Raw genomic sequence first — 13,829 nt, 5'->3', positions numbered from 1 at the left:
AGCTTATCATCGTATATAGCAACATTGAGTAAAGGGGGATTTACATGAGAATACTAATAACAGGCGCAACAGGATTTGTGGGTAAACAATTAGTCAAATCGCTTGGCGAGCACCAGCTGATCATATTGACGCGAAATGTTAGTAACGGAAAAAGTCTTCTTGGCAGCCATCATCAATACTGGCAAACCCTTGCAGACAAACCAGATCTTAACGATATTGATGCAGTAATAAACCTTGCAGGCGAACCTATAGTCAATAAACGTTGGAGCAACAAGCAAAAAAAACTGATCTGCGACAGCCGTTGGGACATCACTTCGGCCTTAACTCAGCTTATCCGTAAAAGCACCAATCCACCGCATACGTTTATTAGCGCCTCAGCCATCGGTTACTATGGCCGACAAGGCAACACACCTATTGATGAAACCAGTGGTTTTAATGCTGAATTTAGCCATGATATATGCCAGGAATGGGAAAACATTGCCCTTCAAGCTCAATCGCAACATACCAGAGTGTGTATTACGCGTATTGGTATTGTACTCGGCAAAAATGGCGGCGCATTGGCAAAAATGTTACCCCCATTCAAGCTTGGTTTAGGCGGCCCAATAGGTAATGGTGAGCAAGGGATGAGTTGGATCCACATCGATGATTTAATTAGATTATTGTGCTACTTACTCAGCAATCCAAACTTACAAGGCATCTATAATGCAACCGCGCCTCAGCCAGTTAGCAATGCAGAATTTGCTAAAGCATTAGGCAGTGCATTAAATCGTCCCGCCAAAATAACCACGCCACCATTAGCACTAAGGCTGGCAATGGGTGAAATGTCAGAATTACTCACTACAGGTCAATTTGTATTGCCAAAACGCACTTTAGCGGCAGGCTTTGGGTTTCAATACCGCGACATCAACAGTGCATTACAACAAGTGATTAACTAGTTTCTATATTAATGGCTAAACCCATTGTTTAATTTTATCGATAATAGGACCATAGCGTCGAGCGAGTGGTCGATGTTTTTTATAAATGACGAACAATGGTTCACTCACGACTACATGAGCTGTTTGCTCAGTGGCAAAAGATGCAATTCGAATATGCTCTGGTTGCGCAAAATGATCTACAGCAAATTGTGGTAACACAGCAAATGCTAATCCTTTAGCTACCGGCACCAGAATTTGGTTCAGTTGATTAACGTAACTTCGGATCGGCACCTGCATCGCTAACGCTTGTTTATCGGAAAAATACTGCTGGGTTATTTGCGACCAATAATGCATGCCGTCGGGGTGGCTGACCATGCCAAGGGCCATTAACTGTTCAAAGGTGACCGATTGATATGAGCACGACTCAGGTAATACCAAACACAATGCTTGTGTGGCTAATGGGGTGACGACCAAATCGTCCATATTAATCGACTGAGTGATAATGCCGACATCAATGGTATTGGCCATTACACTATCGATGATGCGGTGATTGGGCGCCGCTTCCAGTGAGATTTGTAATTGCTTATGCGGTAACTGGTAGTCAATTAGATGGGGATATAACAATAACGCCATCGATCCAGAACAAGCTAAACGACACTCGCCAATGTGCTCATCATCCACCGCTAATTGTGACAAAACTTGCCGTTGTTGTTGCTGCCAAACCAATGCTCGTTGATATAAAATAATCCCCGCCTCGGTTAGCTCAAAGCTTTTCCCTATTCGGATAAGCAAATCAACACCCACCTGCTGTTCAAGCTTTTTAATGTGCTGACTGACACCGGGTTGAGTCATAAAAAGCTGCTCGGCGGTGTGAGTGAAATGCCCTACTTCCACGAGTTTAATGAAGGTGGTTAACCATTGTTGATTTAACATATCGCGCCTCTATTTTACACCAAACACTTGATTACTATCGACAATGAATATCCTTTGTGCAAATGCTAACGTCACTGCTGATAATGAACATTGATAATAAAATGATAATAACAAAAAATTATCAATTTAAGTATTTTTAATAACTTATAACTAGCACACCATCTCATATAGTAACGCTATTAACTCGGGCGGTATAACGGACAACACGACTGCATTGTTAAGAAATTAAGAGGTTAAGAGGTTAAGAGGTTAAGGTGAGTGATACATATCCAAGTCGTTTTTCACATATTGGCATTTTAGTTACGGATATAGACGCTGAAGTTACATTTTTATACTGAAGTATAAAACCTGTATCACCTCGTTGAAAAATCAATATTTAATTGATTTAAAGTGAATAGTCTAACGAATGACAAAATAAGGCATTCCCTCCGTCCATGGAGGTCAGATGCAGGAGGTTGAACAACGCAGGACCCGTTGGCGAACAACATTATGCCTTTAAGTCTTCATCTTGATTAAAACAATTTGAATTCCCCCGGCATGACCCGCTAGTTAATACGATTAGTTTTTGCAATCCTCACCAACGCTTATAAAACTCATTTTTAAAATGTCAAACTTTAGAGTGACTTGACTGTGCCTAATTCCTTACTATTATTAAAAAGTTCAAAAAACAAACGATTTAATTAATTATAAAAAAGGAAAATAAAATGAAAAGAATATTAATTACATTAGCTTGCGTTGTGTTTAGTTCTACATTATTTGCTAAAGATAGATTAGAAATTTACGAAGATTACGATCTAGGTACCGAAATTATGGTAATCACTACCGTTAAAGTGGACCCTAATATGTCTGATGTATATTTGGCCGGTCTGAGTGGAAGTTGGGTTAAAGCGGTTAAAATTGAAAAAGAGCTAGGCTTTATCAAAGACTGGAAAATCTATGCTAGTGACTTGCCCGTGAGTGGTGATTTTAATATGTTATTAGTAGTGACTATGGCTAATGGCGCAGACATAGAGCCTAACAAAAAGAAGTATGAAGCGTTCATGAAGAAGTGGAGTGAGGCGGATCAAAAAATGTCTAACGAAATTTCAGCAAAATACCCTGAAGTGAGGACGTTAACGGGTGAATATCGCATGCGTGAGATCATGATGAAATAATTAATAAAGCGCTTTTTTGCGGAGAAGCTAAAGGGCGCTGAATTAAAAATCAAGGCCAATGGCAACTAACGCCGATGAGTTTAAATGGCCAACGTTTAGAGCTTTATCTGATCCAGCGCTTTGACTATATTTATATCCCACTGGAACTTTTGGTAGAAGAACTCGAGTATATTTGCTGTAAATTCAATTTTTTTGTTGCGATCTCAATCCCTATAATGTTTTGCGAGTTCGATACGAGTGATATTTAAATTAGGTTTTAATGCGATTGCCTGTTTTAAACTTGCCGCCGTCTCAACATATCTGCCCGATAGTAACAAATTTCTTCCAAGGTTATGGCATAGGATATTTAGAATGGATAGCTAAAGCATGTTGATAACACTTGATTACTATCGACAATGAATATCCTTTGTGTCAGTGCTAACGTCACTGTTAATAAAAATGATGAGAAAGATTTTTTATTTTACGTATTTTTAATCATTCATGGCCACCACATAATCTTATGCACTCACGTTATCAACTCGTGCGGCATAAGAGGCAGCACAGCGGTATTAAGCGGTTAAATTGAATAATAAATATCTAAGTAGTTTTTCACATATTGGTATTTCAGTTACGGATGTAGACGCTGAAGCTTAATTTTATATTGAAGTATAAAAACGGTTTATAACCTCATTTAAAAAAAATGATTGACGCATTTAAAGCCAATAGCCTAACGGATTACAAATTTTAGGTTAAGTTTACTCACTGATTAATATCGAAGGTTATTGGCATTGGCACCCATTAAAGGTGATGACTTAGCAGACCTAGATTAAAATAGAAAGACCACCTAAAATGGTGGTCTTTTTCATTATCTAATCTGTAATAAATTATACGCTCGCTCACACAAAGTTATCCATGAACCTTAAATCCCCTCACATTCCTATAGTGTATAAATACGCTTTATTTATAAGCACCATCTGCATAAGTCAACTCATAACTGTGGCTGTAAATTTCCAAAATATTACCAAAAGGGTCTTCCATGTAAATCATACGATATGGTTTTTCACCTGGATAATAGTAACGAGGAGCCTTCATACGCTTTTTACCACCCGCAGCAACAATCTTCTCTGCTAGTCCTTCTACATCGGGGTCTTGTATGCAGAAATGGAAGATACCCGTTTTCCAATATTCGAAGTTGTTTTCTGGGTTCTGTTGGTTTTTAAATTCAAAAAGTTCAACACCAATACGGTCACCCGTTGATAGATGAGCAATACGGAAGTGCTCCCAACCGGCACCAAATACGTCAGTACACATTTCACCGATTGCCGATCCATCTTCAACAATCTCCGTAGGCTCCATAATGATGTACCACCCTAGCGTTTCTGTATAAAACTTAACGGCGGCTTCTAAGTCTGGTACTGATATACCAATGTGGCTAAATGTACGAGGATAAACCATGTTATGACTTCCTTACTATTGGGTGGTTAGTTTCAATAAAGAAAGTATAGCTATTATTTTTTGTAGCGTTAAATTTTCAATTAGTATTATTTTAATAATTTTATATTATCAAAAACACTTGCGATGATGGGGGGGTCAATAAAAAAGCGACTAGTTAAGGTATTCTAATCGAGATCTGTAAATATCTACTGGGATAAATCTATCAACAAACTCATAAAATTATCTATTAATCGCACCTTATTTGATTATAGGATCTTAGCCTAAGCAGTGGCATATTTAGTCTGTTAAGATTTATTTTTGATAATTTAGCGGGTAAATCTGGAATGGTTTACACCCGAATTCAGATAATAACTGATGGTTATGCAATCGCTTGGTGGGGATACAGATTATCTGGCAGAGGCGTAATATGACTGCAGAGTCATTTATCACCAAATGAGCGAATTTCCACATCGGTTAAATAACGCCACTCCCCTGCTGCTACATCGGCACTCACAGCACCAATACTTTCACGATGAAGAGACAACACTTTATTACCAATAGCAGCAAACATACGCTTTACTTGATGAAACTTGCCTTCCGTTAAAGTCAGCAATACTTCTTGAGGTGTGATAATGAGCAAATGCGCCGGTAATGTCAGCTCTTGTTCCCCTTGCAAAGCAATGCCTTGTAAAAAAGACTCACAAGCATTTGCGGCTATCGGCTTAGCTAATTTAACCCGGTAAACTTTATGGCATTGTCCAGACGGAGATGTTATAGCAAATGTCCAACGACCATCATCGGTAATAAGCACTAATCCGGTTGTGTCGGCATCTAATCGTCCGGCAATGTGCAACTCAGATGGGCGTTCGACGTCAATTAACGAAAATAACGACGGATAGACACCATCGACATTCGAACAAAGAGTATTGGCTGGTTTATTGATTAACATATAACGAAAAGCTCGAGCTGCAAGCTTTTGACCGTTTAAGCTAACTTCATTATTTTCATGAACCTGAACAGCTTCATTCCTAACAACCACACCATTAACCAACACCTCACCACTATGAATTAGTTGGATCGCGTCATACCTTAATAACTCAGTACTTTTACAAATAAATCGATCAAGACGCATAAATAACCTTAACGTGGGATAATCATTTTTTATTGGCTACTTGAGGGGATTATGCCACAGACGTCAAGTGCTGTTTGTATTATTAGGGGTAATAGCAAACACATTACTCAAGTAAAAAAGCGTCAATAAATGTAACACCGACACTTAACGCAAACCCCATAAACATCATTGCAATAAAAAACCCTTTGTGAGAAAAATTGCTTCCTTTAAATACCAAGTACGATTTACTGATGGTGTTACCGAGTAAAATTAACAACAATAAATTCATTAAATCAATATCCTGTGGATTCATAGACCATTCGGTCATCACAGATACAAGAATGGCATGAGCTTCAAAAAATGACACAAGCAAAGTACTGATCTCTCGCGAGAGACCAAGTTCACTGCCTATAAAATGCATGGCGTAAACAAGTCCGAGGATAAAAATAGATAGCTTAGCAACATTTTTCCAATTTATCGGATGATCAATTAATAGCTCAATATCAACTGTAGGTTGTCCTGATTGCTTGCTTAAAAAAAGTAAATTGGATTGAATCTGCACATATATAATCGCCGTAATAAAAAACAATAATTGCGTGACAAAGGGGATATAAAAAGTAAAAGGTAATTGATCTGCCAAAAAAAAGATAATAAATAGGCATTCCAGTAACATAGAACATAAGGCAAACAACAATGTCAGTAGCAAGTCACGTTCACTTGTTGTTGCAAATTTTTTATCATTCAATATTTGTAAAAAAACTGCCGTGCTGGAAATAAATCCCCCCAGAAAGCCCTGTAACTGGAAGCGACTTCGCTTTGCTAGTAAGTGAAAACTAAAAAAGCTGAATAACTCTAGACAGGCAACTAAAGGAACAATTTTTAATAGCGGAACGTAGGCCGCCACCACAAACAAAGCCGCCAACATGGTCATGTCAAACCATATATGTTTGTCTTTAAAATGATATGAGAGTGGTGTTTTATGTTCCATTGACAATATTTGCCCCTAAAACTAAGTATCATGGTGGACTAAGTCATAAATCATTCAGCTCTTTACACTGTTTTATCACGAAATTAACCACTACACTCCCTGTGATCGGCACCGAGATCTAATCAATATAACGTAATTATACATCAAGCCAACTTAAAAACGATTAAGTGGTTAAACAAGTGCTTGCCTGATTAATAATCCGAAGCTAATGTGACCCGGTATACTTTGCAACACAGCTTGGAGGGTAAGGTAATATTGAGGTCCAACGAGCGTCATCGGTAATAAGTACTAAGCCGGTAGTATCTGCATCTAACCGCCCAGCAATATGTCATTGTGATAATCGCTCAATATCCACTAAAGAAAAAAATGTCGAATATACGCCATCGACATTAGAACAAAGGGCATTAGCAGACTTATTGACCATTAATATCGAAAAGGCCGGCAGGTCAGCTTATTGCCATCCAATTTAATATGATTATTTTCATAAACTTGAGTTGCCCCATCTAATACCACAAGCTCATTAAAGCAGACCTTTGCTTGATGAATACAGCACACGCCTTGTTGCAAAGATAATTCAGCACTTTTACACCCAAATCGGTCAAGGCGCATCAACCTTTCCACGGTGAATAAAAAAATTGGCTCAAGGCTAATTTTCTGTCGCACATTTACCTTAACGCACTAATCTAAACTGAATCGACTAACGTATTAGTCTGCAAACCCAATCAAGACGTTGAAAAGCAATGCTACCACCTCAAGATACCTCAAGAATTATTGAAATGGCTTGGGAAGACCGAACCCCATTTGAAGCCATTGAACACCTTTACGGCTTAAGCGAGTCCAATGTGATCAAACTGATGCGCCTAGCGCTTAAACCTAATAGTTTTAAGTTATGGCGATCACGTGTCAGTGGCCGTAAAACCAAACACCTTAAATTACGTCCTCTAGGCATTGATAGAGGTTATTGTCCTACACAATACAAACCAAGACAAAAAAAGTAACCCGACTAACGAAGTAAAAAAGGAGATGAATCATCATCTCCTTTTTTGGTGCCAACCTAACCGGCTTTGAGCATGTCACTACAGGACATATTGAGTAATTGCCTACAGCGCCAAATACCTAATATCGACACAATTGCCGCCCCCGCAACAGGGGCTAATACCCACCATGGCCAATGCATATAAACCACCAGATCAAACACTTGGGTTTTTAACATAAACAAGGCAAACTCGGCCACAATCACCGCCAACAAGCCAGCAATAGCACCGAGTATGGCAAACTCAAATCCCGTTGAAGCGCGTAGCAGCCAACCGGAGGCGCCAAAAGTACGCAACACGGCGAGCTCTCGCTGCCGAGTCGCCATTCCCGCCTCCGTTTGCGCAACCAACACCAAAGCACTGGCCAGTAACACTAATACCAACACCAAAGACAACGACAATGACACTTGCTCAATGATTTGCCGTAACTGCCGAACAATCGCTCCGACATCGATAATCGATACCGTGGGGAATTGTTGAATTAACTGCAATACCACTTGATTTGCGCTAAGCAGGCTTCCATCGGCCGCCAATTGCGCATCATTTAGATGAAAGCTTGCCATAGAAGTATAAGCAAACGGCGCGAGTGCTTCAGGGGTGAAGATCATGAAGAAATTGGGTTGTAAGGTTTCCCAATGCACTTGCCTGATACTGGCAACCTTAACCGAAAATGATTGATTATCGATGAGGTAAGTTAGTGTATCCCCCATTACAATGCCGAGTCGATCTGCCACACCAGACTCGACCGACACATCATCGCCAGCGAGGTTAAATGCGCCTTCGAGTAAGGTATTATTCGGCGGTAAGGTTTCACGATAGGTTAAATTAAGTTCGCGTGAAATACCCACACGCCCTTCAACACCGTTCTCTGCCTGCTTACCTGAAATCAATTCCTCGTCGTTAATGTGAGTCAGTCGCCCACGAACCACAGGATAAATATCGGTTGCTTTAATATGATTGAGGGTTAAAAAGTCATCAAGTGGCTTAGCATCTTCTGGCGCTATATTGACTAAAAAGTAATTGGGGGCATTTTCAGGTAACTGTTTCTGCCATTCATTGAGTAAATCTTGGCGCAACGCTAATATGGTTAACAGCAATACCAGTGCACTGCTAAAACCAACCAACTGTACTGCGTTTTGCCGCGCACGACGACGAAGTCCGGCTAAAGCCAATTGAAAAGGATTAGTGGTTTTCATGCCAATGCCATGACCAAAGCGGATCATCACAAACCCCAGCACACTCAATAAGACTCCCAACAACATCACCGCGAGTACCACCGTCATGGTCAACGCTAAACTTCTTGAATATAAATAACCCAACAAGGCCATCGCAGCCAAGCTTAATAACAGATGCAACCACATGCCTAGCTGCAAGCCTTCTAATTGACGTTGCAATACCCTTAACGGCGGAATGGCCAATAAACGCATTAATGGATATGCGGAAAACATAAATGCGCTGATCAATCCCGTGCTAACCCCTAATAATATGGGGCGGAAATACGGGGGTGAGTAAGCGGCGATTTCGGCCGGTAAAAAAGCGGTAATCCCAAGGTCGAGCAATACCCCGCCCAGCAAACCAAGGACAATACCCAGTAGTGTGACTAACGACAAATGCAGTCCAAATAATACTCGAATTTGCTGACCCGAAGCACCAAAGGTTTTTAGCATGGCCACTACGTCATAATGACGCTGACAATAACGCTGGGCGGCTATGCCAATCGCGGCACACGCTAAAGCAATGCCGAGTAGACTGGCGAGCAACAGAAAGCGCTCAGCACGCTGCACTGCTGAGGCAATAGGAGAATCTCCCGATTGCACATCCACCCAGCGCTGGCTGTTATTCAGTAGAGGTTTGGCTTGCTGTTCAAACGCCACTAGTTGTTCAGCATTACCGGTAAATTGGTATAAATAAGTCACCCTGCTGCCCGGTTGGATAATGCCGGTTGCCGCCACATCATCTAAACGGATAAGTAACACCGGCGAGGAGGCAAACGGATTAAAGCCAGCATCAGGTAAACGGCTAATCTCTTCTGTAAGCGATAACTCACTATTGCCCAATTCAATGGTTTTTGGGAAGCCAAGCAAACCACCTAAACGGTTTTCATACCAAGCTTGACCCGTTTGTGGCAGTGCTCTAGTGATACCGTTACTCAGCTCTATATCGCCTTTTAACGGATAACCATCACCTACCGCTTTTACCGTGACTAACTGAAACTTATTGCCCGAATATACCATCGAGTTAAATTGCATGTTCGTGACGTGAGCCAGGCCTATTTTATCTGCCAGTGTCAGCAATTGTGGGTCAAGTTCAACCGGCGAATCAATAATACGATCGGCGGCAATAAAGTTAGCGGCTTCGCCATTAATGGCCACTTGTAAACGCTCACTCACCCGCGCAAGGCCCGTTACTGATAACACCGCTAACGTAATGGCCAATACAATAAGCATTAACTGCCCTTGAGCCAGTTCTCGTTTAAACAATCGCCACGCAATTTGCCATTCCATTAATTAACCTCCGCTAAAGGCTGTGAATGCTTATGTTCGGTCACACTGGTATCTAAATAGGGTTCTGACAAATGACCATTTTCCATCACTAATTGCCGAGCACAACGTTTGGCCAAATGTAAATCATGGGTCACCAGCACAAGCGTAGTATCACTCTCTTGATTGAGGGCAAATAACATATCAGCGATTTTATCACCGTTAACACTGTCTAAATTACCTGTCGGTTCATCTGCAAACAGGACTTTGGGTTCACAAATAAACGCCCGTGCGATGGCGACACGTTGCTGCTCCCCACCGGACAATTGTTTGGGTAAATGATTTAATCGATGAGATAAACCGACTCGGTCGAGCATCGATTGGGCTTTTTGGTTGGCATCTTTCACCCCAGCAAGCTCAGCAGGTAACATCACGTTTTCTAGGGCCGTTAACGTATCGACCAACATAAATGACTGAAAGATAAAACTGACTTTTTGTTTCCGTAGCGCAGCTTTTTGCTCTTCATTTAAGCCTGATAATGCTACGCCATCTAATACAATTTCACCTGAGGTAGGCGTATCTAACGCCGCAAGTAATCCCAATAGTGTCGACTTACCTGAACCTGATGGTCCCAAAATGGCTATACTGTCTCCTTGCTTGACTTCTATATTAATGCCGTTGAGGATAGTCAACTCTCCCTCTTGGGTCACGACAGTTTTATTGAGGTTAGTTACAGTAATGGCACTGATATTTCGATCGATATTATTAGACATACAATCCTTCTTATATTCGTCACTTAAACGCGTACTTACTAGCGTGCTTTTAGTGATAATGATGTGCGCACCAACCTATGCTGCCACGATTCTGATATTAGGTGATAGTTTAAGTGCAGGCTATGGTATGGCAGAAAACCAAGGCTGGGTACAATTACTCCGTGATGAACTGCCAAACGCCCACATTATTAACGGTTCGGTGAGTGGTGAAACCACCGCGGGTGGATTACGTAGACTCCCGAGTTTACTGAGGTCAAGCCAACCCGATCTAATTATAATTGCGTTAGGAGGCAATGATGGCCTGCGTGGTTTTCCACCCGATAAATTGAAATCAAATCTTACAAAAATCATTAACCTATCCCAGCAACATGGCGCCAAAGTCTTACTGACTGAAATCATGGTGCCACCCAATTACGGTCCCCGATATACCAGCTCTTTTACTCAGACTTACCATCAATTAGCCGAAGAATACGCGATTAAGCTGATACCGTTTTTTATGCAAGATATCGCCATCGATAAAACATTAATGCAACGCGACGGCATTCATCCTAATGAACAGGCTCAACCGATGATTACGCAGTGGATGTTACCTTGGATCACTCAGGCACTAGTAGAGTAAATCGCTCAGTTTGTTTGACTTTAGCTCAAAATGTTAATTTTTTTTTAATAAAGTGATCGAAAGTCATTTTAATTTAAGCTCCAATGTTTAAAATGAGCACAGCTAGCACATTAGATAACCATGAATAATTAACAGTGAATAAATAACAATAAATAAATAACGATAAACTTTAGACAACAACTAAGGCAATAAGGAAATAATATGTCCGTCAGTCGTCAAAAAAAAGTATACTTGCCAACCGCAACACGTAAAAATCAATACATTACCATTGGTTTCCCGTTAACCGATGAATATCTTAACGCATACAGTGATTTAGAAAATTGTTACGATGAATTCAGTAAATTAGTTTATCAATTAGCTGAAAAGCAAGAATTGTACAACGTCCACGTTGTCACCACCGACAAATTACCTATGGTACGCTTCCACAACGAAGCCTATTGCTTAAACTCAGAAGAGCAATTACGTTTTTTCTATAATCCAGCCCATCATGAAGCAAACAGTTTGCACAGCGTTGCAGGTTTTCGAGCCAGAAAGCTCAGAATTGTATTTTTAGCCACAGGTAAAGATCTTCGTAGCCATTCAGCTGAATTCCATTCTCATGTGCAAAAATTTATTGCTGAGTTAAAACCGTTATTACCCGTCAAAGATGTACCGATTAAAGTGCGTGACCACCAGCATCTTTCATATGACTTTTTTGCAAAATCCAAGGGGCTCAAAGAAACATACGGCTATAAATTACGCGCAGTAGACAGCCGCTATCATCGTCGTCACTGCGAGCTACCAGACGATGTGAGCACGCTTAATTATGTCACCATTAACATTCCGGTTGAGCGTCGTATCAAAAAGCAATTGCTTGCAAATGATACAACTGATTTTTCAAGTCTGTATAAAAATTTATGCGATAAGTTTTTCAAAGCGACAAGCAGTAAGCAGTTAAATCGTGTTGCTGTTGTTGCTAACGGTAAGTTGCCACTTGTACGTAACAGTAAGTATGAGCAATTAACCAGCACCAACGAGTTTCAGATGATCGGGTTTGACCCTCACACTGAATCACCTGAACCTATTTGCCACTGGGATGCCAATAAGCTTGTAGATGCTTTCCGGTTTGTCATTGTAGCGGGTAAAAGTGATGAAACAGACGAAGGTTATGGCCGCTTCATGAACCAAGTAGAAGACGCTTTACGTCTCTTTACTAATGAGCTAGACATCGATAAAGAACATGCAGATGTTATTTTACGTTTTCATCAACACATCAGTTACAAAGCCTAATCATATTGAGGTTTTTCTAGCATAAAAAAACGACAGCATGAGCTGTCGTTTTTTGATCTATCCAATCACTCACAATGTAATGCTACACCGACTGGTTACGCTCAGCTAAACGATTCATCACGGTATTTACTGATAATGATGCACCATGGGCAATTTTATCAGCCAGCTTTTTCTTCATTTGATACTTTATTTTGATCACTTGATGGGTCTTAACTAAAGTTAAAATCACATCATCACTGGTAGATACTTCATCAATTAACCCTAAATCAATGGCTTGTTGTCCATACCAATGTTCGCCTGTTGCCACTTTGGCAATGTCCATATTGGGACGGTAACGGCCAACAAACTCTTTAAATAATACATGAGTTTCTTCGAGTTCTTGTTGGAACTTAGCTCTGCCTTCATCGGTATTCTCACCAAAAATGGTTAAGGTACGCTTAAAGTCACCGGCAGTGTGCTGCTCATAGTCAATATCATGCTTTTTAAGCAAGCGATTAAAGTTAGGAACCTGTGCCACTACGCCAATAGAACCGACAATCGCAAAAGGAGCGGCATACACCTTGTTTGCCACACACGCCATCATGTAACCCCCACTCGCCGCCACTTTATCCACGCAGATAGACAACAGAATATTAGCTTGACGCAAGCGATCTAATTGGCTTGAAGCTAGACCATATCCATGAACCATACCGCCACCACTTTCAACATTCACCAACACTTGGTCATCTTTATCAGCAATGGTTAGAATAGCGGTGACTTCTTCACGTAATGACGCGACTTCATTGGCATCAATACTGCCTTTAAAATCAATAACGAACACTTTGCCTTTGGTTAAAGCTTGTTTTTCAGCGGCTTTTTCGTCTGCTTTCACTTGCTTTTCATAGGCTTTAAATTGCTTTTTAGGCAGTAACTCTTCTTTTAACTGGTGCTTAAGTTGCAGCAGCTCATCTGAAATATCAGTCAGTCTTAACTCACCTTTATCAGATTTGTTTTTCATGCTGCTAGCCAGTACAAATATTACTACCGCTAAAATAGCGACAACAATTGTTACCGCTTTTGCTAAAAACAGGCCGTATTCATATAAAAATTCCAAATTTCGCTCCATACAGGGATGACAATCTGCGGTATTTTAACAGCAATA

General features: G+C 40.6%; 12 protein-coding genes. 5 read left to right on the top strand and 7 right to left on the bottom strand.

Going from position 1 to position 13,829, the window contains the following annotated elements:
- Positions 1-44: 44 nt before the first annotated feature.
- Complete coding sequence (locus AAEZ02_RS04145; protein ID WP_351074788.1) at positions 45-935, top strand: TIGR01777 family oxidoreductase; 891 nt, start codon at positions 45-47, stop codon at positions 933-935.
- Positions 936-950: 15 nt separating this feature from the next.
- Here AAEZ02_RS04145 and AAEZ02_RS04140 read toward each other — a convergent pair whose 3' ends face one another.
- Positions 951-1,847 (bottom strand): LysR family transcriptional regulator, encoded by an 897-nt coding sequence (locus tag AAEZ02_RS04140; protein WP_124013362.1) that lies wholly within the window; start codon positions 1,845-1,847, stop codon positions 951-953.
- A 704-nt stretch (positions 1,848-2,551) separates the two neighbouring features.
- Between AAEZ02_RS04140 and AAEZ02_RS04135 the strand changes: the two genes are divergently transcribed.
- Positions 2,552-3,001: a hypothetical protein gene (locus AAEZ02_RS04135; RefSeq protein WP_101030352.1), complete on the top strand. Its 450-nt coding sequence runs from the start codon at positions 2,552-2,554 to the stop codon at positions 2,999-3,001.
- Between the two features lie 936 nt (positions 3,002-3,937).
- Here AAEZ02_RS04135 and AAEZ02_RS04130 read toward each other — a convergent pair.
- From AAEZ02_RS04130 to AAEZ02_RS04120, 3 genes are all read right to left on the bottom strand, one after another.
- On the bottom strand, positions 3,938-4,435 hold the full coding sequence (locus AAEZ02_RS04130) for a lactoylglutathione lyase family protein (RefSeq protein WP_351074791.1): 498 nt from the start codon (positions 4,433-4,435) through the stop codon (positions 3,938-3,940).
- Between the two features lie 418 nt (positions 4,436-4,853).
- Positions 4,854-5,546, bottom strand: a complete 693-nt coding sequence (locus AAEZ02_RS04125; protein ID WP_351074793.1) for a pseudouridine synthase — start codon at positions 5,544-5,546, stop codon at positions 4,854-4,856.
- Positions 5,547-5,649: 103 nt separating this feature from the next.
- Positions 5,650-6,513 carry a DUF4010 domain-containing protein gene (locus AAEZ02_RS04120; protein ID WP_351074795.1) on the bottom strand — a complete coding sequence of 288 codons (864 nt, stop codon included), beginning with the start codon at positions 6,511-6,513 and terminating at the stop codon, positions 5,650-5,652.
- Positions 6,514-7,253: 740 nt separating this feature from the next.
- Here AAEZ02_RS04120 and AAEZ02_RS04115 point away from each other — a divergent pair.
- Positions 7,254-7,511 (top strand): TIGR03643 family protein, encoded by a 258-nt coding sequence (locus tag AAEZ02_RS04115; protein WP_101030347.1) that lies wholly within the window; start codon positions 7,254-7,256, stop codon positions 7,509-7,511.
- 56 nt (positions 7,512-7,567) lie between these two features.
- On the opposite strand, the gene AAEZ02_RS04110 is transcribed toward AAEZ02_RS04115, so the two are convergent.
- Positions 7,568-10,051, bottom strand: coding sequence for an ABC transporter permease (locus AAEZ02_RS04110; RefSeq protein WP_124013365.1), 2,484 nt, complete (start codon positions 10,049-10,051; stop codon positions 7,568-7,570).
- Entirely contained in the window at positions 10,051-10,800 is a 750-nt protein-coding gene (locus AAEZ02_RS04105) for an ABC transporter ATP-binding protein (protein ID WP_101030345.1), read from the bottom strand. The genes AAEZ02_RS04110 and AAEZ02_RS04105 overlap by 1 nt, the downstream gene beginning before the upstream one ends.
- A 61-nt stretch (positions 10,801-10,861) precedes the next feature.
- On the opposite strand from AAEZ02_RS04105, the gene AAEZ02_RS04100 reads away from it, so the two are divergent.
- A complete protein-coding gene (locus AAEZ02_RS04100; RefSeq protein ID WP_124013418.1) occupies positions 10,862-11,419 on the top strand; it encodes an arylesterase in 558 nt (185 codons plus the stop codon).
- Between the two features lie 201 nt (positions 11,420-11,620).
- A complete protein-coding gene (locus AAEZ02_RS04095; protein WP_101030343.1) occupies positions 11,621-12,688 on the top strand; it encodes a DUF3083 family protein in 1,068 nt (355 codons plus the stop codon).
- An 82-nt stretch (positions 12,689-12,770) separates the two neighbouring features.
- On the opposite strand, the gene sohB is transcribed toward AAEZ02_RS04095, so the two are convergent.
- A complete protein-coding gene (gene sohB / locus AAEZ02_RS04090; protein WP_164839466.1) occupies positions 12,771-13,781 on the bottom strand; it encodes a protease SohB in 1,011 nt (336 codons plus the stop codon).
- Positions 13,782-13,829 lie beyond the last annotated feature (48 nt).

Source organism: Shewanella sp. T24-MNA-CIBAN-0130, assembly GCF_040310185.1.
GTDB lineage: Bacteria > Pseudomonadota > Gammaproteobacteria > Enterobacterales > Shewanellaceae > Shewanella > Shewanella psychromarinicola.
Note: the sequence above shows the minus strand (reverse complement) of the source record. Positions and strands in the feature narration are given on the sequence as shown.

What these genes read in the sequence shown, in the direction of transcription:
- AAEZ02_RS04120 (WP_351074795.1), bottom strand. Translation starts at nt 6,513, where the DNA reads ATGGAACATAAAACACCACTCTCATATCATTTTAAAGACAAACATATA.
- AAEZ02_RS04110 (WP_124013365.1), bottom strand. Translation starts at nt 10,051, where the DNA reads ATGGAATGGCAAATTGCGTGGCGATTGTTTAAACGAGAACTGGCTCAA.
- AAEZ02_RS04125 (WP_351074793.1), bottom strand. Translation starts at nt 5,546, where the DNA reads ATGCGTCTTGATCGATTTATTTGTAAAAGTACTGAGTTATTAAGGTAT.
- AAEZ02_RS04095 (WP_101030343.1), top strand. Translation starts at nt 11,621, where the DNA reads ATGTCCGTCAGTCGTCAAAAAAAAGTATACTTGCCAACCGCAACACGT.
- AAEZ02_RS04100 (WP_124013418.1), top strand. Translation starts at nt 10,862, where the DNA reads ATGTGCGCACCAACCTATGCTGCCACGATTCTGATATTAGGTGATAGT.
- AAEZ02_RS04140 (WP_124013362.1), bottom strand. Translation starts at nt 1,847, where the DNA reads ATGTTAAATCAACAATGGTTAACCACCTTCATTAAACTCGTGGAAGTA.
- AAEZ02_RS04105 (WP_101030345.1), bottom strand. Translation starts at nt 10,800, where the DNA reads ATGTCTAATAATATCGATCGAAATATCAGTGCCATTACTGTAACTAAC.
- AAEZ02_RS04145 (WP_351074788.1), top strand. Translation starts at nt 45, where the DNA reads ATGAGAATACTAATAACAGGCGCAACAGGATTTGTGGGTAAACAATTA.
- AAEZ02_RS04115 (WP_101030347.1), top strand. Translation starts at nt 7,254, where the DNA reads ATGCTACCACCTCAAGATACCTCAAGAATTATTGAAATGGCTTGGGAA.
- AAEZ02_RS04130 (WP_351074791.1), bottom strand. Translation starts at nt 4,435, where the DNA reads ATGGTTTATCCTCGTACATTTAGCCACATTGGTATATCAGTACCAGAC.
- AAEZ02_RS04135 (WP_101030352.1), top strand. Translation starts at nt 2,552, where the DNA reads ATGAAAAGAATATTAATTACATTAGCTTGCGTTGTGTTTAGTTCTACA.